Origin of the sequence: Pseudonocardia thermophila (genome assembly GCF_900142365.1) — a bacterium.
Taxonomy (GTDB): Bacteria; Actinomycetota; Actinomycetes; order Mycobacteriales; family Pseudonocardiaceae; genus Pseudonocardia; species Pseudonocardia thermophila.
Map to the genome: position 1 here is coordinate 78,994 of NZ_FRAP01000014.1, position 20,381 is coordinate 99,374.

Below are 20,381 nucleotides of genomic sequence, written 5' to 3' on the forward strand. Positions count from 1 at the left end.
GGCGGCTCACACCGTCACCAGTTCGGAAGCGCGGGACGTCCGCGTGTACACGGCGTAGGTGACCACCACGGATACGACGTAGAACACGAGGAACGCCCAGAACGCCGGGGTGCCGGACCCGGTCGAGCCGAACGACTCGCGGAACGCCAGGTTGATCAGCAGGCCGCCGAGCGCACCGACCGCGGAGATCAGGCCGATCGCCGCCCCGGAGATGCGCCGCGCGTCGGCCAGCGCCCGCGCCGCCGGCATGCCGTCGGCCATCGCCAGCTGCGCCTTCCGCTGGTAGATCGCCGGGATCATCTTGTACGTCGAGCCGTTGCCGACCCCGGCGAAGAAGAACAGGCCCACGAAGCCCACGGTGAACAGCGCCAGCGAGTCCAGCCCGGACGCGACGATGCAGACCAGGGTGCAGACCGCCATCGCGACGAAGTTCCACAGCGTCACGACCGAGCCGCCGATGCGGTCGGACAGCCAACCGCCGACGGGTCGGACCAGCGATCCGATGAGCGGGCCGAGGAACGTGACGGCCGCGGCCTGCAGCGGCGTGCGGCCGAACTGGTTCTGCAGCACCAACCCGAACGCGAACGAGTAGCCGATGAACGAGCCGAACGTGCCGATGTAGAGGAACGACATGATGTAGGTGTCGCGGTCGCGCAGGGCGAGCTCGGCCGCACCGGTGTCGTTGCGGACGTCGGCGATGTTGTCCATCGCCAGCGCCGAGTAGATCGACACGACGACGATCAACGGGATGTAGACCGCCAGCAGCAGCTTCGGGTACGCGGCCCCGGCCGTGGCGATGACGAGCAGGCCGATCAGCTGGACGACCGCGACGCCGATGTTGCCGCCGCCCGCGTTGAGGCCGAGCGCGAGTCCCTTCCTGCCCTCCGGGTAGAGGGTGTTGATGTTGGCCATGGAGGAGGCGAAGTTGCCGCCGCCGAGGCCCACGAGCACCGCGAGCAGCATGAACACCCAGTACGGCGTGCCCGGCTGCAGCACGAACGCTGCCACGGTGGTGGGGATCAACAGCAGCGCACCGGACAGGACCGTCCAGTTGCGCCCGCCGAACCGCGCCACCGCGAACGTGTACGGGACCCGCAGCACCGAGCCGACCAGCGTCGCGGTGGAGGTGAGCAGGAACTTGCCGGCCGCGTCGACCCCGTACTCCGGGCCCATGAAGAGCACGAAGACGGAGAAGAGCGACCACACCGAGAAGCCGACGTGCTCCACGGCGATGGAGGCCCACAGGTTGCGCTGGGCGACGCGCCGGCCGGTACTGGCCCAGAAGTCGGGATCTTCGGGTCGCCAGTCCGTGAGCCAGCGGCCGCGCAGCACGGTCGCGGGCGGGGACGGGGACTGGTCCGGTGCGGTCAGGGTCACGGGTGCTCCCGGGTGTCGCCATCGGGGAAGGGGTCGACGGCGACGCTAGGCACGGGCGGTTACCGGGCCGTCCGCATCTCGTGACGCCCGCGCAAAGACCCGCTCACTCGCGAGCAGCGCGGCTGTGAGCCCGCTGCGAGCACCCGCCACCCCTCCGCGAAGGCGACGAACGGCACTTTCGTCCACTCTGAGTGGACGAAAGTGCCGTTCGTCGCGTCCTGGCTCCGGGGTTCCGGCGCGCGCGGACTCCGGCTCTCAGACCAGCGCCGACACCAGTCCGGCCGCTCGTTCGAGCCCGGCGAGGGTGCGTGGGCCGCCGTCCGGGTGCTGGGCGTGCAGCACGATGCGGTGCAGCACCGCGCGCAGGAGCATCTGCGGCCACTCCGGCAGGTGGGCCCACCGGTGGATCAGTCCCTCGTCGGCGCCGCCCCAGGCCAGCGCGTCGACCACGATCACCGCAGCGGCCCACGCGGGCGGCCGCCAGCACGGCACCAGATCGACGATCGCCGGCGGGGCGTCGCCGTCGAACAGGACCGCGCCGAACAGCTCGGGGTGCACCACCTGCGGCTCGGCGTGCACGGGCCGGCGGTAGGCGGCGAGGTGATCGAACAGGGCGCCGCCGTGACTGCGGTCGACGGTGACCCGCAGCTCGCCGAACGCGGCGGCGGCCGACCGGGTCACCAGGTCGTCGCGGTTCTCCAGCAGCCGCGGGCGCGGCAGGTCGGCCATCACGGCGTGCAGCTTCTCGGCCACCGCGACGACCTCGTCGTAGCGCGGCTCCAGCGTGCCGGGGACGAACCGGCTGGCCGCCCAGCCGGCGATGACCCAGCGGCCGTCGGAGGAGCGGACCGGCTTCGCGATCCGCACGCCGGGCACCTCCAGCGTGTCGAGCACGCCGGCCGACCAGGCAGCGACGGCGTTGTCCGCGACCGCCCTGATGAGGATGTCCCCGCAGTGCCACGCGCGCCGGCCGGCCCACTCGACCGGCCGCGGCTCGATCTCGTTGACGCCGAACGCGGTCCGGACGTGCGGCGGCAGTCCGGACTGGGCAGTTGCTCGGACGGGCGCAGCAGTCACGACGCGCACGCTACCTGCGGTTGCCGCCCGATCGTGGCAACACACGCGGAAGTGGTCGGGTCGGGTGCCGGATTCACATCACTCGAACAGAGGTGCGATGTGACCTTGGTCGCATACCTCTGCCGCAGCGGACTGCACTCGCAGGCAGCACTGCTCACGAAAGGAGCGCCGGTGCCCGCGATCGCCGCAAGAGCGGCCCGACCGCGTACACCCGGCCCGCCCCACCCGCACCTCACCGAGCACCTCCGCATGGTGACCACAGCGCTCGCGCGCGTCGACGACGGCGGGCGCGCAGCGCCCGAGGGACGAGGGCGCGAGCACCGGAGGAGCCGTCGTCGACGTGAGAGCGCGCGAACTCGCGCTCGGCGATGAACGAGCCGGGCGCGGTCAACGCTGTGCCGTTCGTTGCGAATGGGCACGGACGGAGCCGCCGCCCCGCCCCGCAGCTCAGTAGGTCGGCAGGGACGGGTCGACCTGCTTCGCCCAGGCCAGCACCCCACCGCCGACGTGCACAGCGTCGCGGAACCCGGCCTTGTGCAGGGCGGCCAGCGCGTCGGCCGAGCGGGCACCGGACTTGCAGTGCAGCACGACCGGCTTGTCCTGCGGGATCTCCGCGAGCGCCTCGCCGGAGATGATGCGGTCCTTCGGGATCAGCACCGAGCCCGGGATGCGCACGATCTCGTACTCGTGCGGCTCGCGGACGTCGATGAGGACGAAGTCCTTGCCCGCGTCCATCATCTCCTTGAGCTGCAGCGGCGTGATCGTGTGGTTGGCCGCGGCGGCCTGCGCCTCGTCGGACACCACACCGCAGAACGCCTCGTAGTCGATGAGCTCGGTGACCGGCTTGCTGTCCGGGTCCTTGCGGATCTTGACGGTCCGGTAGCTCATCTCCAGCGCGTCGTAGATCATCAGCCGGCCGAGCAGCGGCTCGCCGATGCCGGTGATCAGCTTGATGGCCTCGTTGACCATGATCGAGCCGATCGACGCGCACAGCACACCCAGCACGCCGCCCTCAGCGCAGGACGGCACCATCCCGGGCGGCGGGGGCTCCGGGTAGAGGTCGCGGTAGTTGAGGCCCTTGCCGTTCGGGGCGTCCTCCCAGAACACCGAGGCCTGGCCCTCGAAGCGGAAGATCGAGCCCCACACGTAGGGCTTGCCGAGCAGCACCGCGGCGTCGTTCACCAGGTAGCGGGTGGCGAAGTTGTCGGTGCCGTCGAGGATCAGGTCGTAGTCGCGGAAGATGTCCAGGACGTTCGACGAGTCGAGCCGCGTCTCGTGCAGCACGACCTTCACGAACGGGTTGACCTCGCGGATGGAGTCGCGCGCCGACTCGGCCTTCGACCGGCCCACGTCCGAGACACCGTGGATGATCTGGCGCTGCAGGTTGGACGAGTCGACGACGTCGAACTCGACGATGCCGAGCGTGCCCACCCCGGCGGCGGCCAGGTAGAGCAGCGCCGGGCTGCCCAGCCCGCCGGCGCCGACCACCAGCACCTTCGCGTTCTTGAGCCGCTTCTGCCCGGTCATCCCGACGTCGGGGATGATGAGGTGGCGGCTGTAGCGCTCGACCTCCTCCTTGGTGAGCTCGGCGGCCGGCTCCACGAGCGGCGGTAGCGCCATGGTCCTCAGGGCTCCTTCTGTCCGGCGTTCTTCGCCAACGTCAACGTGCCGTCACCGCCGGATTCTTCCCACCGGCCCGCGGCAACGTCCTGCCACATCCTCGTCACCGCCGCGGCGACGGCGTGCGGGGCCTCGATGTGCCCCACGTGCCCGACCCCCGGCAGCATCACCAACCGGCCGCGCGTGAGCGCGGCGGTGCGCCGGGCCAGGCTCGGCGACACCAGTCGGTCCTGCTCGCCCCACACCACCAGCGTTGGCACCCTGATCCGCGCCGCCAGCGGCCACGGCGACGGGCCGCGCAGCCAGCTGATCAGCAGCTGCCGGCCGGTCTCCTGGTGCGCTGTGTACGCCCACGGCAGCCGCGCCCGCTCCTCCAGCTCAGCGGCCAGCTCGCGCAGCCGGTGCTCCGGCACGACCGACGGATCGCCGAAGCAGATCCCGACCAGCTGCGCCGCCCGCTCGAGGGCGGTCAGGCCGCCCAGCTCGGCGCGGGCCCGCTTGCCGATCGGCCCCGGCAGCGCGGCCAGCAGCATCCGCGGATCAGCGAGCCGCCGAGGGCTGGGCCGCCGGTCCGGCACGGCCGGCGACACCAGCGTCAGCGTCGCGACCAGCTCGGGACGCCGGGCCGCCACCGACAGCGCGACGAGCCCGCCGAGCGAGTTGCCCAGCAGGTGCACCCGCCGGCCGAGCCCGGCCAGGAAGCACAGCACGGCGTCGGCGTGCCCGGACGGTGTCCAGTCCGGCACGGCGAGCGGGCGGGAGCGGCCGAACCCGGGCAGGTCGATCGCCATGCCCGCGGCGTGCGGGGCGAGCAGGCCGGCCAGGTCGGTCCAGTTGGTGGCCGATCCGGCCAGCCCGTGCACGTAGACCGCCGGGGTCCCGTCCGGGCCCGGGGTCTCGCGCACGTGCAGGGTGACGCCACCCGCGGTGATCTCCCGGCCCGGCCACGGGCCCGCGTACGGGGCCGGGTCCAGGCGCGTGGCGACGTCGGTCACGACGACGAGGATCGCCCAACCGCCCGGTGCACCGCCAGTACCCGGGACCGGACTCACGTCACCCGGTCCGTCCCACCCGGTTCACCCGACCGTGCACGAGTGGCGGGATCCCCCCTCCGGCGCGGTTTCCGGCGCCCTGGCCGGACGTTGGTAGCGGTGGGGGGCTGTGCACACCCCGCGCACACCGAGTGTGCACAGCGAGCGTGCGTGTCGAGTTCCTGCACGGTGCGTGAGGGAGGAGCTGGCGATGACGACGGCGAGCCGGCTGGCCGCGTACGGTGCGGTGCTCACGCTGACCTTCGGCGGCGCGTGGGCGCTCGGCGCCCAGGTCGGCCCGGCGCTGCCGGCCGCCTGGGCCGCCGCCGAGCACGTCCGTCCCGCCGACGATCCGGGATCCCCGGCCGACGCCTCCGGGTACCGGATGGTGCTCGACCCGTCCGCCCCGGCCGGCGAGTTCGCGTTCACCGTCACCGGGCCCGACGGCCGCCCGGTGTCCGGTTCCTCCGGTCCACCCGCGAGCGTGGTCCTCGTCCGCACCGACGGAGGCGCCCACCAGCTGCTCGCGCCGGAGCTCGGCGCCGACCACGTGTGGCGGTCTCCGCTGGCCCCGCTCTCCCCCGGCCTCTACCGCGCGCTGGCCGATCTCACCCCCGGGGGCGGGCCGCGGCTGCAGCTGTCGACCGAGCTGTTCGTGCCGGGCACGCCGCGGCCCGCGCCCACCGGGCTGTCGCGGGTCTGGCAGGGCGACGGCTACCAGGTCCGCCTCGACGGCGATCTCGTGCCCGGCAGCGCCTCACAGGTCTTCGCCACCGTCACCAAGGACGGCGCTGCGGTCACCGATCTGCAGCCGCACCTCGGCGGGTTCGGCGGGCTCGCCGTGCTGCGCCTACCGGATCTGGCCCCGCTCGCCGTGCGCGCGGACGGGCCCGCACCGACGGCTGTGGCCACGACGGGTCCGTCGGTCGCCTTCGTCGTCGACGTCCCGGAGGCGGGCACCTACCGGGTGTACTTCGACTTCCTGCACGACGGAGCCACGCACGGCGCGGCGTTCACCGTGGCCACGCGGGAGGCGCCGTGACCGCCACGATCGATCCGGCCGTCGTGCAGATCGAGCTCGGGCTGGTCGATCCACCCCCGCCGGAGCCACCGCGGGACGTGCCGCCCCCGGACCCGGCCGAGCTGCGCAGGCTGCTGGTCGCCACCGGTCTGGCGCTGCCGGTGGTCGCGCTGGCGACCGTGCCCGCGTGGCAGTTCCCGCAGTGGTCGTGGATCGCGCTCAACCTCGTCGCACCCGTCGCGGTGTGGGGCGCGTGGCCGTTCCACGCCGACGCCGTGCGGAGCCTGCGCCGGGGCCGGCCGTCCCCGGACCTGCTGGTCTCCCTCGCCGCGCTGACCGCGCTCGGCTGGTCGCTGCACGCGCTGCTGACCGGGGCGGGCACGCCGTACCTAGAGGTGGCGGCGGGGGTCCCGGCGCTGGCGCTCGCGGCCCGCTGCGCCGCCGACCGGGCCGCCCGCGTGGCCGGCGCGGGCACCGTGGTGCCGGAGATCGGGCGGATCGCCGGGGTGCTGGTGCCGGTTGTGGTCACGCTCGCCGTCGGGGCGCTCGGCTTCTGGCTGGGCGCAGGCGCGGGGACCGCGGTCGCGGTCCCGGCCGCGCTGGCGGTGCTGGTGGCCGGCTGCCCCGCCGTGCTGGTGCTGGCCGCCCCGGTCGCGCTGCTCACCGGTGCGGAGCGCGCGGCCCGGTCGGGCGCCCGGTTCACCTCGCCGGACGCGCTGGCGGCGGCTCGCCGCGTCGACGCGGTCGTGCTCCCGACGGCCGGGACGCTCACCAGCGGCCGCATGATCGTGCACCGGGTGCGCCCGCTGCCCGGCGGCGTTGCCGGCGAGGCGCTGCGGCTGGCCGGGGCGGTGCACCAGGACTGCACGGACCCGATCGGGTCGGCGCTGGTCGCCGCCGCGATCGCGGAGCACGGCGCGCTGCCCTGCGTCTCCGAGTTCGACCTGCTGCCGGGGCTGGGCGTGCGCGGCCTGGTGTCCGAGCTGGACGGCGACGTCGTGAAGGCCCATGCGGTGCTGGCCGGGCGCCCGGAGCTGCTCACCGCGCACGGCGTCGAGCTGCCCGACGCGCTGGGCGATGCGCTGGCCGCGACCGACGCGGACGGTGCCGTCGGCATCGTGGTCGCCTGGGACGGGCGGGCGCGCGCCGTGATCGCGCTGGTCGCCGATCTGTGCCCGGGCAGCGCGGCCGCGGTGGCCCGGCTGCGGGCCATGGGCGTGCGGCCGGTGCTGGTCACCCGCGACGGCCCGGCGGAGGCGGCCAGGGTGGCCGCGGACGTCGGCATCGCCCGCGAGGACGTGGTCGCGGAGGTGCCGGCCGGGCTGCGCGCCGAGCGCGTGCGCGCGCTGCAGGCCGCGGGCCGGGTCGTCGCGGCGGTCGGCGACGGCCGCGGCGACGCCGCTGCGCTCGCCACCGCCGATCTCGGCATCGCGACCGGATCGGGCGGGGCCCCGCTCGTCCTCTCCTCCGGCGAGTTGCCCCTCGTGGTGGCAGCGCTGCGGCTCGCTCGCCGCGTGGTCGGGACCGTCCGGGTGAACCTCGGCTGGGCGATGGCGGTGCACGCCGCGGCGCTGCCCGCGGCCGCGGTCGGGCTGCTCGACCCGGTGCTCGCCGGGCTGGCGGTCGCGCTGGCCGCGGGTGTCGCCGTGGTGACCGGGCTGGTGTGCCTCGGCGCGCATCGTGACGATCACTCTTCCCCGATCAGGGCTACTGACCGGTAGTGTTGTCGATCGGAGGACTCCGGTCGACGCGGGAGGTGGCTGTGAGCGAGGCACCGGCGGCGCAGCGGGGGGCTCGCCTGACCCGCGGCGCACGGCGGGCGCAGCTGCTCCTCGCCGCGCGGGACGTGTTCGCGGCCCAGGGCTACCACGCCGCCGCGATGGACGACATCGCCGAGCGGGCCGGCGTCAGCAAGCCCGTGCTCTACCAGCACTTCCCCGGCAAGCTGGAGCTCTACCGGGCGCTGCTCACCACCTACGCCGACGAGCTGGTCGCCAGTGTGGAGCGGGCGATCGCCACGACCACCGACAACCAGAAGCGGGTCGAGGCCGCGGTCGGGGCGTACTTCGACTTCGTCGCCAGTGAGGGCCAGGCCTACCGGCTGGTGTTCGAGTCCGACCTGCGCTCCCAGCCGGAGGCGGCCGCCGTCGTCGACAACGCGCTCAGCCGCTGCATCGACGCGATCGCCGATGCCGTCACCGCCGACGCCGGCCTGGACAAACCGCGCGCGAAGCTGCTCGCCGTCGGGTTGGTCGGGCTCAGCCAGGTCGCCGCGCGCTACTGGCTCGACTCCGACGAGGGGGTCCCGCGCGACGAGGCGGTCGCGCTCATGTCGAACCTCGCCTGGCGCGGGCTGTCGTCGCTCCCGCTGGTCGGCGAGGAGCGGAGAGCAGCCGCGCCGGACGCTGCGCAGAACGGTCAGGCCGGCTGATCAGACCGGGCAGGTGCCTGGTCCACCGCCCCGCGGGCGAGCCGCGCGATCGGCGCCGCCACCTCGGCCACCCGCTCGACGGGCAGCATGTGCCCGGCCCCGGGCAGCACGGTCAGCTGCGCCGACGGCAGGGCCGCGTGGATGCGCCGCGCCGCCGCCACCGGGGTGAGCCGGTCGCGGGTGCCGACGAGCACCGCGGTCGGGATGTCGGCGAACGTGGCCAGCGCGGCGTCGCGCTCGTGCGCGTCGAGCGTCGGGCGGAACCCGGCCACGGTCGCTGGCCGGCAGCTCGCGATCACCTCCGCGGTGAGGCGCCGCGCCTGCGCGCTCGGCCGCTCGCCGAGCAGCAGCCACGACAGCGCCGGAGCCAGGGCCCGCGGGCTGGCCAGCCGCGGCTTGGCCAGCCACCGGGACGAGCCGTAGAGGGCCCGCTCGCCGCGCCTGGCCAGCGCCGCGGCGCGCTGCGGCAGGCCGAGCGTGGCCTGGGCCAGCCCGCCGGACGCGGTGGCGACCAGTCCGACGCCGCGCACCCGCTCGAACAGCTGCGGGTGCCGCTCCGCGAGCGCCATCAGCGTCATGCCGCCCATCGAGTGGCCGGCGAGCACCAGCGGACCGTCGGGCGCGAGTGCCGCGATCACCGCGGCGAGGTCGTCGGCGAGCTGCTCCAGCGTCATCGTCGCGGGATCGACAGCGGCCGAGCGACCGTGCCCGCGGTGGTCGGGCCGCAGCACCCGCACGGGCGCCCTGCCGGCGACGAGGGCGCGGGTCACCGGGCCCCAGGTGCGACCGTCGAGCGTCCAGCCGTGGCTGAGCACCACCGTGACCGGGGCCGGGTCCCGGCCGTCGATCTCGACGTGCAGGGGTGCGCCGTCGGCCCCCGCCACCGTGCGTCCCACGGTTCCTCCTGATCAGATGAGGTGTGCGCGCCGCCAGAGGATCTCGGTCGGGCCGCCGATGAGCCCCTGCTCGCGCAGGAACGGCACCAGCTTGCGAGCCGACCAGCGCAGTGTCTCGTGGTAGTGCGGGTTCGCCAGCGCCGTCCTCCGGCCGACGGCGGGTTCGATGCCCACGGACGCGTAGACGTTCGGGTGGACGAGGTCGTGCGCCACGACGTGGGCGATGCGCGCGGTGAGGTAGCGGGCCAGCGCCCGCTGGGCGGCGTTGACCCCCGGCATGATCCGCATCAGCTCCTCGCGGGCGTAGCGGACGTGCCGCGCCTCCTCGGTGACGTGCACCTTGTTGACCATGCGGGTGAGCGGCTGCACGGTCTCGTCCCGCATGGCCTCGCGCTGCAGCTGGTCGAGGATCTCCTCGACGAACAGCGTGCCGGCGAACATCGCCGGGCCGTAGCCGATGGTCTTGAACAGCCTGCCCAGCTCGTGGGTGATCCGGCGCGGGCGGTAGTCGGGCACGCCGAGGCGCTCGTTGAGCCTGCCGAACATCACCGAGTGCCGGCACTCGTCGGCGATCTCGGTGAGCGCGTACTGGATGTGCTTGCTGCGCGGATCGCGGTCGTAGGCGTAGCGCAGCAGCATCTGCATGAGGATGATCTCGAACCACAGCCCGATGCGGGCGACGCTGCACAGCTCGTGCAGCGAGAGGGTGCGGCGCTGCTCCTCGGTCAGGCCGGCCCACAGCTCGGTGCCGTAGAGCGAGATCCGGTGCTGCGGGATGCCCCAGAGGCCCTCGACGAGCGGGGCGTCCCAGTCGATGTCGATCGACGGCTCGTAGGAGCGCTCGAGGGAGGAGCGGAGCAGCCGTTCCGCGGTGGTCTCCCGGTCCTGCACCTTCGCCGATCCTGCGGCTGCGCTCATCGGCGTTCCTCCTTCCGAGGCCGGCACCACCGGCGGACATCGCTGTAACCGCCGGTAACTGTTACCGATGGTACGGTGCCGCGGACCGGGCCGCGCTGTCAAGGACCGCCGGCCATCTCGATACCCGCGACCAGCGTAGACTTGCTGTAACCGGCGGTAACTGTTACGACTGGCGGGTGCCTCCCACGAACACACCGACGGCCCGAGCCGCCCGCCGCGCGGAACGCCGAGCAGAGATGGTCCAGGCCGCGGTGCAGGCCATCCGTCGCCACGGTCCGGGGGTGTCCGTCGCCGAGATCGCGGCGGAGGCGGGCATCACCAAGCCCGTCCTCTACCGGCACTTCACCGATCGCGCCGATCTGCAGCTCGCCGTCGGGCAGGAGGCCGCGGCGATGCTGCTGGCGCGGCTCGAACCAGCGCTGTCCGAGCAGGGGCTGGAGGCCGCCGCCGCCGATCCGCGGCAGTTCATCGCCGACGTCGTCGACGCGTTCCTCGCCAGCATCGAGGAGGAGCCGCACCTGTGGCGGTTCGTCGTGCACCCGACGCTGGAGCGCGCCACCGACAGCGTCGTCGAGGACGCGCGCGAGCAGATCGCGCGCATGCTCGCCACCCTCATCGGCGGCCGGCTGCGCCAGCTGGGCCTGGACTCCGGCGGCGCCGAGGCGTGGGCGCACGGCCTGGTCGGGATGGTGCAGAGCGCGGGCGACTGGTGGCTGGAGCGGCGCACGATGAGCCGCTCCGCGCTGACCGACTACCTCACGACCCTCATCTGGGGCGGCGTGTCGGGCGTGCTGGGGACCGCCGAACCGGCGTCGATCGCACCCCTGCGCGCCGTGGGACAGGAGGACGCACGTGGCTGATGCGCACACCGACGGCTGGTCGGGACCGGCCGTCCTCGTCGTGGACGGCGCGGAGATCGCCGTGCACGCCCTGCTGGACGCGCGCCACGAGCCCGTCGACGGGCGGCTGCACTGGTTCGGCAGGCTGCGCCTCGCCGACGCCCAGGAACGGCCGGACCCGGCCACTGCCGGCGACGTGGAGCTGCGCACCGGGGACGGCAGCGCACGCGGGCGGCTGGGCGAGGTCGATCTCTGGGGCCGCTACCGGATCACCGGGATCGGGCGGCCGCCGTACCGGCTGGACTGATGGCGGCTGGACTGCAGCGGCTGAACTGATGGCGACGGACGGTCCCGCGCCGGGCTCACTGGACGACGAAGCCGACCTTGCGGATCTCCTCCGGGGCGATCTCGACGTAGGCGATCTTGTCCGCCCGCACCACGTACCGGCGGCCCTTCTCGTCGGTCAGGCGCAGGACACCCTCGGAGCCGCCCGCGAGCGCCTCGTCCACCAGCTTCGCGACCTCCTCCGCGGTCTGGTCGCTGGACACCACGAGCTCGCGCGCGCTCTCCGCGATGCCGATCTTGACCTCCACCGGGAACCTCCAGGTCGTGAACGTGCGGGACGATCCGTCGTACGCGGGCCAGGCTAGTCGACCCCCGCGGGTGCGGGTGTCCGCCCTCGGTGAACCCGCCGGCGCGCTGCACCCGCCGTGGTTCAGCCGATGCCGAGCTTGGCCATCCGCTTGCCGTGGTTGGACTGCAGCCGCTTGATGAGCGCGGCGAAGTCACCTGAACCGGAGACGAGCAGCTCCGCCAGCTGGTCCCGCTCGGCCACGATGTGCTGGGCCTGCGTGACGGCCTCACCGAGCAGCCGCCTGCCCCACAGCGCGAGCCGGTCGCGCACGCGCCGGTCCGCCTCGCAGGCCGCGCGCACCTCCCGCTCCGCGAACGCGCCGTGGCCGGTGTCGGCGAGCACCTGCTGCACCAGCTCACCCGTCGGCCCGGGCAGCCACGCGGCCAGCTCGGAGTAGAAGTCGGCCGCCAACCCGTCACCGAGGTAGACCTTGACCAGCGACTCCAGCCAGCTGCGCGGCGCGGTGGAGGCGTGGTAGGCGTCGACCGCGTCCACGAACGGGCGCATCGCGTCCACGACGTCCACGCCCTGCTCGGCCAGCCGGTCCTTGATGAGCCCGAAGTGCCCCATCTCGGCGGCGGCCATCGTCGCCAGCGCGATGCGGCCCTCCAGCGTCGGAGCGGTCCGGGCGTCCTCGGCGAGGCGGTCGAAGGCCGACAGCTCGCCGTAGGCGAGCACGCCGAGGAGGTCGACGGATGCCTCGTCGAGGCCGGCTTCGGTGACCATGTCCCGGAGCCTAACCCCGGCGCGTCAGCGGGCCGGCGGATCGGCGGCCACCCCTCCGTGACCAGGAGCGGGCCCTGAACAGGACGGGAATCACGCCGACGCCCTGGCGTGTGCGGTGTCGCCGGACGGCGGTGGGCGGTACCATGCGATCAGCGCAGCGCCTCACCGGGCGCGCGCCTTACCCGCGGTCACCCGGAGCTCGGTTCCGCTCCAGCCGCAACGACATGGTGCGTGCAGCGCCTCGTTGGTTCTCCCGCTGCGTAGCGAACGGCGGTCCTGAAGAGCCGGCACCGGCATCTGTGCGCGGAGAGAGGCGATCATCCTGTCCGACGACCTGAAGAACTCCACAACAGAGCACGAGGCGGTGGCGCTCGACACCACCGATGAGGGCGCCGAGGAGGCGCGCCCGCTCACGGGCGGCGCCCCGGTCCGCCCCGACTCCCCGACCTTCGCCGAGCTTGGTGTCCGCCCCGAGATCGTGCGGGCGCTCGCCGAAGCCGGCATCGAGCGCACCTTCGCGATCCAGGAGCTGACCCTGCCGCTGGCGCTGGCCGGTGAGGACGTCATCGGCCAGGCCCGCACGGGCATGGGCAAGACGCTCGGGTTCGGCGTGCCGCTGCTGCAGCGGATCGTGCCGCCTGCCGAGCAGCCCGCGGCCACCCCCGAGGGCGAGGTGGCCGACCGCAGCAAGGACGTGCCGCAGGCGCTGGTCGTGGTGCCCACCCGCGAGCTGTGCGTGCAGGTGGCCCATGACCTCGCCGACGCCGGCAAGCACCTGGGCATCCGCGTCGTGGCCATCTACGGCGGCCGCGCCTACGAGCCGCAGCTGGCCGCGCTGCGCAAGGGCGTCGACGTCGTCGTGGGCACCCCGGGCCGGCTGCTCGACCTCGCCGAGCAGCGCCACCTGGTGCTCGGCCGGGTCCGCGAGCTGGTGCTCGACGAGGCCGACGAGATGCTCGACCTGGGCTTCCTGCCCGATGTCGAGCGCATCATGCGGATGCTGCCGGACGACCGGCACACCATGCTGTTCTCGGCCACGATGCCCGGGCCGATCATCCAGCTGTCCCGCACGTTCTTGAACAAGCCCACGCACATCCGGGCCGAGGAGGCTGGGCAGGGCTCCACCCACGAGCACACCCGCCAGCTCGTCTACCGCGCGCACGCACTGGACAAGGTCGAGCTGATCTCGCGGGTGCTGCAGGCCGAGGGCCGCGGCCTCACCATGATCTTCACGCGCACGAAGCGCACCGCGCAGCGTGTGGCCGACGACCTGGCCGAGCGCGGGTTCGCCGCTGCCGCCGTGCACGGCGACCTGGGCCAGGGCGCCCGCGAGCAGGCGCTGCGGGCGTTCCGCTCCGGCAAGATCGACGTGCTGGTGGCCACCGACGTCGCCGCCCGCGGCATCGACGTCAACGACGTCACCCATGTGATCAACTACCAGTGCCCCGAGGACGCCAAGACCTACGTCCACCGCATCGGCCGCACCGGCCGCGCGGGCAAGGCCGGCGTCGCGATCACGCTCGTCGACTGGGACGAGCTGCACAAGTGGGCGCTGATCGACGAAGAGCTCGGCCTGGGCATCACCGAGCCGCGCGAGACCTACTCCACCTCGCCGCACCTCTACACCGACCTGGGCATCCCCGAGGACGCGGGCGGCCGGCTGCCGCTGGCCAAGCGCACCCGCGCCGGGCTGGACGCCGAGTACGTCGACAGCGAGGGCGACCACCACAGCCGGTCGAAGCCGCGCAACCGCCGCCGCCGCGAGGAGGAGGTCACGGCGACGCGGCGCCGTCGGGTCCGCACCCGCACCCGCGGCGGGGCCGTGGTCCGCGCCGCTGACACCGACGGTGCGCCGAGCACGGAGGGCTCTTCCGAGGACCACGAGGCCCGCGAGGCCCGCGTCGTGACCGCCGTGAGCGGTGAGGGCGAGGGATCCGCCGACGGCGCCCCCCGCCGGCGCCGTCGGCGCGGCGGCCGACGTCGCCGCGGCGAGGGTGCTGCCGAGCAGCGCGTCGGCGGCGAGTCCGGGGCCGACCTCGGCAGCGACGCCGCCGCCAGCTGAGCCACCGGCCGGTTCCGGTGCCGACGACGCAGGCCGCGCCTCCGGTGCACCCGCCGGGGAACGGTCCGCGGCGCCCGGCACCGGAACGGCGCACCCGCGGCGACGTGGTGGCCGCCGTGCTGATCGGCGTGCTCCTGCTCGCTGCCGTCACCCTGTTCGGTGCGTCGAGCGACGCCGCCCGCACCACGTCGGAGCCCGCCGCCACGCCGATCCCGCCGCCGCCGGCGCAGGCCACGGCCGTCCCCGCGGCGTTCGCCGAGGCCTGGCGGGCCCCGAGCGACGCGACGGACACCCCGGTCGTGGCCGGCAACGCGGTCGTCACCGGCGACGGGAGCACGGTCAGCGGGCACGTCGCGGCGACCGGGGAGGTCGCCTGGACCTACGCCCGCGATGTGCCGCTGTGCACCGTCGGGTCCGGGTTCGACGCGCTCGCCGACGCGGCGCGGGTGCTCGCGCTCTACCGCAACGGCGAGTGGTGCAGCGAGCTGACCGCGCTGCGGCCGGACACCGGCACCCGCGCCGCGGCCCGCAACCCGGACCTGCGCTCCGACACCGCCCTGATCGGCAACGGCACGCTCGTGGCCGGCACCGGCGTCCGCACGATCGAGGTGATGCGCTACGACCTCGTGCGGACGCTGGAGTACGGGTACCTCGAGGCGCCGGTGAACGAGGGCGCTCAGCCGCGCCCCACCTGCCTGCACACCAGCGCGCTGCTCGGCCCGGACCAGCTGGCCGTGGTCGAGCGCTGCCCAGGTGAGCCGGCTGACCGGCTCACCCTGCTCGATCCCGACGACACCAAGGACGGCAGGCCCGTCGAGCGCTGGTCCGTACCGCTGGCGGCGGCCGGGGCCGGGCTGGTCGCCGTCACCGGGGACCGGGTCGCGGTCGTGCTGCCCGGTCCGGCCCGCATCGTCGTGTTCGACGAGGCCGGCACCCAGGTCGCCGCCGTCCCGGTCGACGTGTCCGACGCCGCGCTCGCCGCGGCTGCGGAACCACCCGCCGGGGTGCCCGCCACCAGCTCGGACGTGCGCCAGCTGACGTGGTGGACCGGCGCCGACACGATCCTGCTCGATCCCGAGTCACTCATCCCGCTGGCCACGGTCGAGGACACGCTGGGCCCCGGCGTCACCTACGGCGACGCCACGCTCGTGCCCGTCCCGGAGGGGCTCGCGGTGGTCGGCCGCAGCGGTGCCGGCAGCGATCCGGTGGTGCGCACGATCCCGGTGGCCCGCGCCGACCGCACCGCCCCGGTGCGGCTGGCCACGCAGGGCGCGGTGCTGGTCGAACAGCGCGGCGACCAGATCGTCGCGCTCGTCCCCGCCCGGTGACGACGCGCGCGCGGTGGGGCACCCTGGCGGCGTGACCACCACGACCGGCTACTTCGCGCCCGGCAGCCCCACGCGGACGGTGATCGGCGATCCGGCCGCTCTCGTCGGCGGGATCAGCGCGCTCTACCTGCAGGCGCTGCACCCGCGGGCGATGGCGGGAGTGCTGGAGCACTCCAGCTTCCCCGACGAGTTCTGGCCGCGGCTGAACCGCACCATCCAGTACGTCACCGCGCTCGCGTTCGCCGACACCGCCACGGCCGACGAGGCGATCGCCCGGGTGCGCCGCATCCACCGGGCGGTCCGCGGCACCGACCCGGTCACCGGTCGGCCGTACGCAGCGGACGATCCCGACCTGCTGACCTGGGTGCACGTGTGCGAGGTCAGTTCGTTCAGCACCGCGGTGCGCCGCGTCGGGGCGATCGACGACGCGCAGGTCGATGCGTTCCTCGCCGAGCAGGTGCGGGCGGCCGAGCTGCTCGGCGCCACCGGCGTGCCGACGAGCCGCGCGGAGGTCGAGGCGTACTTCGGTCGGGTGCGGCCGGAGCTGGTCGCGAGCCCGATCGCCAAGCAGGCGGCACGTCGGCTGCTCGTGCCGCCGATGCCGTGGCGGGTCGCGCTGTTCACGCCCGCGCGGCCGGCGTGGGCGGCGCTGGCGAGCATCGCGATCGGGCTGCTACCGGACTGGGCGCGGCGGATGTACGGGATCCCGGTGCTGCCGGGATCGGACCTGGTGACCGATGCGTCCCTGCGCGCGGTGCGGGCAGCGGCGCTGGCCGCCCGCCGGATCTCCGGCCGCCGCCCGCCGGAGTGAGGCCACCTCGGGCCTAGACGATCCAGGCGAGTGCGAGCAGCAGGACGGTCGTCAGCAGGACGACGGCCGATCCGAGCAGGCCGCGCACCCCCGGGTGCCGGTCGGCGTACCGCTGCGCGGCCACCGCCACGACCGCGGCGACCAGGTGCCCGCCGATGCGGCCGAGGCCCGGCCCGGGTGCGTCGTGGCCGGCCGCGATCAGCCAGGCCAGGCTGAGCGCCAGCAGCATCGCGACGAGGCCGCCGGCCAGCAGCCCCGTGCACCCGCGCACGATCCTCACGCCGGCAACCCCGCCCACGCCGGCTGTTCCGGGGCCGCGGCCCGCCCCTCCGGGCAGTTGCGCCGCATGTCGCACGCACCGCAGCGGGGCCCGGTGCGCGGCGGGAACAGCCGCTCGGGATCGCCGCCCGCCGCCAGCTCGGCGGTGGCGTCGGCGAGCGCCGCGGCCGTCTCCTCCGCGGCGGCCAGGTGCGCGGCGATCGTGTCCGCGTCGTGCTCCCAGGCCGCGACCGTGCCTGTGGGCAGGTGGTGCAGCTCGACCTGGCGGCACGGGCGGCGCAGCGTGCGCTCGGTGGCCAGTGCGTAGAGGGCGAGCGCCGCGGAGTCGCGGGCGTCCTCCGGGGTGGGGCGGCGCCCGGTCTTGTAGTCGACGATCACGTGCTCGCCGCCGCGGCGGTCGATGCGGTCGACGCGGCCCTCGGCGACGATCCGGCCGGTGCTCACGCTGACCCACGTCTCCAGGCCGGCGATCTCGACATCGGCGGGCAGCTCGGCGGCGTAGTCGGCGACCCAGCCGCGCGCCCGGTCGCGGTACTCGGCGGCCTGCTCGGCGTCGCGGAAGCCCTCGCTGGACCAGTGGGCGTCGACGAGCGCGGCGGCCCGGTCCGGGGTGCGCGCCTCGGCGGGCAGGCCGAGCAGGGCGCGCAGGGCGAGGTGGACGACGGCACCGAGCGTGGCGGCCGCCTGCGCGCCGCCGCGGGGCGGGGCCGGGCGGTCGAGGTAGGTCATGCGGTAGCGGCGGCGGCAGTCCGCCCACACCGCGAGCCGCGCCGGGGTGACCCGCACCAGCCGGGGGGTGTCGAAGTCGAGCCCGAGCTGCACACCGCAACGGTAGCCCGCCGCGGGCGCCGTCCCGGTGCGGGATCAGCCGTGCAGGACCGGGATCCCGGTGGCCTGCGCGACCAGCTTCTCCAGCGCCTCGGGATCGGTGGTCTCCGCCGCGATCGGGGTCGTCTTGTTGGTGCCGTGGTAGTCGCTCGATCCCGTCACGACCAGCCCGAGCTCCTCGGCCATCCGGCGCAGCAGCTCGCGGTCCTCCGGGGAGTGGTCGGGATGGTCGACCTCCACACCGGTGAGCCCGATCGCGGCGAGCTCCTCCAGCCGTGACGGCTCGACGACCCGGCCTCGCCGCCGCGCCAGCGGGTGCGCGAACACCGTGACCCCGCCGGCCGCGGTGATCATCTCGATCGCCGTCTCGACGGGGGTGTCCACCTTCGGCACGTAGTAGGGGCTGCCGGTGTAGAGCAGCTCCGCGAACGCCTCGTTCACCGACCCCACCACGCCGGCGGCGACGAGCGCGCGGGCCAGGTGCGGGCGGCCGGCCGAGGCGCCCTCCGGCACGAGCGCCATCACCGTCTCGACGTCGACCGGATAGCCGTCGGCGGCCATGTTCTCGGTGATGCGCCGCAGCCGGGCGTCGCGCTCGCGGCGCAGCCGAGCCTGCTCGGCGACGATCGCCTCGTGCTGCGGATCGAACAGGTAGCCGAGCAGGTGGACCGACACCGGGCGGTCGCCGCGCCCGGTCGGGCTCACGCACGAGAACTCCGAGCCGCGCACCAGCGCCATGCCCGGCCGCAGCGCCGCCGCGGCCTCGTCCCAGCCGCGGGTGGTGTCGTGATCGGTGATCGCGAGCACGTCGACGCCCGCGGCGTGCGCCACCTCCACCAGCCCGGCAGGGGTGTCGGTGCCGTCGGAGGCGGTGGAGTGGGTGTGCAGGTCGATGCGCGGAACGGCCACGGCCCAGGCTAGCCCGTCCGCGGCGCGCGGCTCTGCCGGGTCGTGCGCCGGGTCACCTCCGCCAGCGCGGCCGGGCCAGCATGCCCGTCGCCCGGGTCTTGCCCTTCTCCCCGAACACCAGCTCGGAGAGCGCCTCGTAGACCTCCTCCGGGCGCGGCATGTAGTCGATGCGGTTGAGCGCCTGGATCTGCCCGGCGGACTCGACGATGAGCGTGCCGTAGCCGAGCATGCGCCCGCCGAGGCTGCGCTCGAACGTCAGGTCGGTGACCTTGCCGAGCGGCATCATCCCGACCTTGTGCACGATGAAGCCCTGCGCGAGCATCACGCGCTTGTCGGTGATCACGATGCGCTCGATCCACCACAGGATCGCCAGCCCCGTGAACCGCAGCACGGCCATCAGGGCCAGGTAGAACGTGAGGTTGTCGATCAGGAAGTGGGCAGCCTCGTTACCGGTGGGCGTCAACCGCTCGATGAGCACCATGGCCAGCACGAACAGCGCGGTCTGCACCAGTGGCTTGACCATGTACGCCCAGTGCTGACGCACCCGGATGACTCGCCGCTCCGTGGGGAGCAGGTACTCGTCGATCTCCCGTGGCGCGAGCACCGCTACACGACGGACGTGATGAAGGTGACGATCTGCTCCGCGCCGTCCCGCAGCAGGCCCAGACCGTCGGTCACGAGATTGCCGGCGGTCTGCGGGCGGGTGAACACGAAGAACAGAGCCAGTGCCACCACGATGAGAGTGAGCAGCTTCTTCAAGTCCACCTGACCGCCGATCCCCCGAGGAGTAGCGCCGATTCCCTCGTGCTTTTGTACCGCATCTACGGGGTCGATGGTATCCGGCGCGCGGCCCCGCATCGGGGAGTCCTTGCGCGCCCCGGCGACACGGAACGCAACGCCCTCTACTCCGCCGGTGTGACCCCGTCCGGAGCGCTGCGACCCGACCCGGACGGGGTCCGCCGAGATCAGCTCACCGGGGTCGGGCGGCCCGGCTGCTCGCCGCCGCGCGCCTCGCCGTACGACCGCTTCGGGACCATCACCTTGCGCCGGAACGTGCAGACGACCGTGCCGTCCTGCTTGTAGCCGCGGGTCTCGACGTACACGATGCCGCGGTCGTCCTTCGACTTCGACGGGATCTTGTCCAGTACCTCGGTCTCGCCGTAGATCGTGTCGCCGTGGAAGGTCGGCTTGATGTGCTTGAGCGACTCCACCTCGAGGTTGGCGATCGCCTTGCCCGAGATGTCCGGAACGGACATTCCCAGAAGAAGCGAGTAGATGTAGTTGCCGACCACGACGTTCCGCTTGAACTCGGTGGTCTCCTCCGCGTAGTGCGCGTCCATGTGGAGCGGGTGGTGGTTCATCGTGAGGAGGCAGAACAGGTGGTCGTCGTACTCGGTGACCGTCTTGCCGGGCCAGTGCTTGTAGACCGCCCCGACCTCGAACTCCTCGTAGTACCTGCCGAACTGCAACGCTGTCGCCTCCATCGCCGAGATCGCACTCGTAGCGGTAATCTATCTGTTGGCCCTACGCAGGACGAGGAGGTGAGCGCGGTGCCACAGGCACCCGGATGCAGTAGTCGCCGCGTTCCCGGTCC

The 20,381-nt window shown here is 73.9% G+C and carries 22 protein-coding genes; 8 read left to right on the top strand and 14 right to left on the bottom strand.

The window, feature by feature from the left end; genetic code table 11:
- Positions 1-6 precede the first annotated feature (6 nt).
- The 4 genes from BUE41_RS18300 to BUE41_RS18315 form a co-directional block, all read right to left on the bottom strand.
- The gene (locus BUE41_RS18300; RefSeq protein WP_073458453.1) at positions 7-1,371 is read right to left on the bottom strand and encodes a nitrate/nitrite transporter; all 1,365 of its coding nucleotides are present in this window, start codon (positions 1,369-1,371) and stop codon (positions 7-9) included.
- 261 nt (positions 1,372-1,632) lie between these two features.
- Positions 1,633-2,454, bottom strand: coding sequence for a TIGR02569 family protein (locus tag BUE41_RS18305; protein WP_084755370.1), 822 nt, complete (start codon positions 2,452-2,454; stop codon positions 1,633-1,635).
- Between the two features lie 447 nt (positions 2,455-2,901).
- On the bottom strand, positions 2,902-4,074 hold the full coding sequence (gene moeZ / locus BUE41_RS18310) for an adenylyltransferase/sulfurtransferase MoeZ (RefSeq protein ID WP_073458344.1): 1,173 nt from the start codon (positions 4,072-4,074) through the stop codon (positions 2,902-2,904).
- Between the two features lie 5 nt (positions 4,075-4,079).
- Positions 4,080-5,069: an alpha/beta fold hydrolase gene (locus BUE41_RS18315; protein ID WP_073458345.1), complete on the bottom strand. Its 990-nt coding sequence runs from the start codon at positions 5,067-5,069 to the stop codon at positions 4,080-4,082.
- 247 nt (positions 5,070-5,316) lie between these two features.
- On the opposite strand from BUE41_RS18315, the gene BUE41_RS18320 reads away from it, so the two are divergent.
- The 3 genes from BUE41_RS18320 to BUE41_RS18330 are packed head-to-tail and all read left to right on the top strand — an operon-like array spanning position 5,317 to position 8,557.
- Complete coding sequence (locus BUE41_RS18320) at positions 5,317-6,147, top strand: hypothetical protein (RefSeq protein WP_073458346.1); 831 nt, start codon at positions 5,317-5,319, stop codon at positions 6,145-6,147.
- Positions 6,144-7,847 carry an HAD-IC family P-type ATPase gene (locus BUE41_RS18325; RefSeq protein WP_073458347.1) on the top strand — a complete coding sequence of 568 codons (1,704 nt, stop codon included), beginning with the start codon at positions 6,144-6,146 and terminating at the stop codon, positions 7,845-7,847. The genes BUE41_RS18320 and BUE41_RS18325 overlap by 4 nt, the downstream gene beginning before the upstream one ends.
- A 41-nt stretch (positions 7,848-7,888) precedes the next feature.
- Positions 7,889-8,557, top strand: a complete 669-nt coding sequence (locus BUE41_RS18330; RefSeq protein ID WP_073458455.1) for a TetR/AcrR family transcriptional regulator — start codon at positions 7,889-7,891, stop codon at positions 8,555-8,557.
- Here BUE41_RS18330 and BUE41_RS18335 read toward each other — a convergent pair.
- Together BUE41_RS18335 and BUE41_RS18340 are read right to left on the bottom strand one after the other, a co-directional pair.
- A complete protein-coding gene (locus tag BUE41_RS18335; protein WP_073458348.1) occupies positions 8,545-9,453 on the bottom strand; it encodes an alpha/beta fold hydrolase in 909 nt (302 codons plus the stop codon). The two genes, BUE41_RS18330 and BUE41_RS18335, sit on opposite strands and share 13 nt — an antisense overlap.
- Before the next feature lie 12 nt (positions 9,454-9,465).
- The gene (locus BUE41_RS18340) at positions 9,466-10,371 is read right to left on the bottom strand and encodes an AurF N-oxygenase family protein (protein ID WP_073458349.1); all 906 of its coding nucleotides are present in this window, start codon (positions 10,369-10,371) and stop codon (positions 9,466-9,468) included.
- 236 nt (positions 10,372-10,607) lie between these two features.
- Here BUE41_RS18340 and BUE41_RS18345 point away from each other — a divergent pair, with 236 nt between their 5' ends.
- Entirely contained in the window at positions 10,608-11,231 is a 624-nt protein-coding gene (locus BUE41_RS18345; RefSeq protein WP_084755325.1) for a TetR family transcriptional regulator, read from the top strand.
- Positions 11,224-11,517 carry a DUF4873 domain-containing protein gene (locus tag BUE41_RS18350; protein ID WP_073458351.1) on the top strand — a complete coding sequence of 98 codons (294 nt, stop codon included), beginning with the start codon at positions 11,224-11,226 and terminating at the stop codon, positions 11,515-11,517. Before BUE41_RS18345 ends, BUE41_RS18350 begins: the two co-directional genes overlap by 8 nt.
- Before the next feature lie 55 nt (positions 11,518-11,572).
- Here BUE41_RS18350 and BUE41_RS18355 read toward each other — a convergent pair whose 3' ends face one another.
- A complete protein-coding gene (locus BUE41_RS18355; protein ID WP_073458352.1) occupies positions 11,573-11,803 on the bottom strand; it encodes a DUF3107 domain-containing protein in 231 nt (76 codons plus the stop codon).
- A 122-nt stretch (positions 11,804-11,925) separates the two neighbouring features.
- Entirely contained in the window at positions 11,926-12,570 is a 645-nt protein-coding gene (locus tag BUE41_RS18360) for a ferritin-like fold-containing protein (protein ID WP_073458353.1), read from the bottom strand.
- 364 nt (positions 12,571-12,934) lie between these two features.
- Between BUE41_RS18360 and BUE41_RS18365 the strand changes: the two genes are divergently transcribed.
- The 3 genes from BUE41_RS18365 to BUE41_RS18375 are packed head-to-tail and all read left to right on the top strand — an operon-like array spanning position 12,935 to position 16,771.
- Positions 12,935-14,632: a DEAD/DEAH box helicase gene (locus tag BUE41_RS18365; protein ID WP_073458354.1), complete on the top strand. Its 1,698-nt coding sequence runs from the start codon at positions 12,935-12,937 to the stop codon at positions 14,630-14,632.
- A 17-nt stretch (positions 14,633-14,649) separates the two neighbouring features.
- On the top strand, positions 14,650-15,960 hold the full coding sequence (locus BUE41_RS30850; RefSeq protein ID WP_159444931.1) for an Rv3212 family protein: 1,311 nt from the start codon (positions 14,650-14,652) through the stop codon (positions 15,958-15,960).
- Between the two features lie 31 nt (positions 15,961-15,991).
- Positions 15,992-16,771, top strand: a complete 780-nt coding sequence (locus BUE41_RS18375; protein WP_073458356.1) for an oxygenase MpaB family protein — start codon at positions 15,992-15,994, stop codon at positions 16,769-16,771.
- 13 nt (positions 16,772-16,784) lie between these two features.
- Here the strand turns inward: BUE41_RS18375 and BUE41_RS18380 are convergent, their stop codons facing one another.
- The 6 genes from BUE41_RS18380 to BUE41_RS18400 form a co-directional block, all read right to left on the bottom strand.
- Complete coding sequence (locus tag BUE41_RS18380) at positions 16,785-17,051, bottom strand: hypothetical protein (protein WP_143172231.1); 267 nt, start codon at positions 17,049-17,051, stop codon at positions 16,785-16,787.
- Positions 17,048-17,872, bottom strand: a complete 825-nt coding sequence (locus BUE41_RS18385) for a RecB family exonuclease (protein ID WP_073458358.1) — start codon at positions 17,870-17,872, stop codon at positions 17,048-17,050. The genes BUE41_RS18380 and BUE41_RS18385 overlap by 4 nt, the downstream gene beginning before the upstream one ends.
- 42 nt (positions 17,873-17,914) lie before the next feature.
- Entirely contained in the window at positions 17,915-18,787 is an 873-nt protein-coding gene (locus BUE41_RS18390) for a PHP domain-containing protein (RefSeq protein WP_073458359.1), read from the bottom strand.
- Between the two features lie 52 nt (positions 18,788-18,839).
- A complete protein-coding gene (locus tag BUE41_RS18395) occupies positions 18,840-19,391 on the bottom strand; it encodes a PH domain-containing protein (RefSeq protein WP_073458360.1) in 552 nt (183 codons plus the stop codon).
- Between the two features lie 2 nt (positions 19,392-19,393).
- Positions 19,394-19,645 (bottom strand): hypothetical protein, encoded by a 252-nt coding sequence (locus tag BUE41_RS30355; RefSeq protein WP_143172232.1) that lies wholly within the window; start codon positions 19,643-19,645, stop codon positions 19,394-19,396.
- Between the two features lie 107 nt (positions 19,646-19,752).
- Positions 19,753-20,256 (bottom strand): MaoC family dehydratase, encoded by a 504-nt coding sequence (locus tag BUE41_RS18400; RefSeq protein WP_073458456.1) that lies wholly within the window; start codon positions 20,254-20,256, stop codon positions 19,753-19,755.
- Positions 20,257-20,381: the final 125 nt, after the last annotated feature.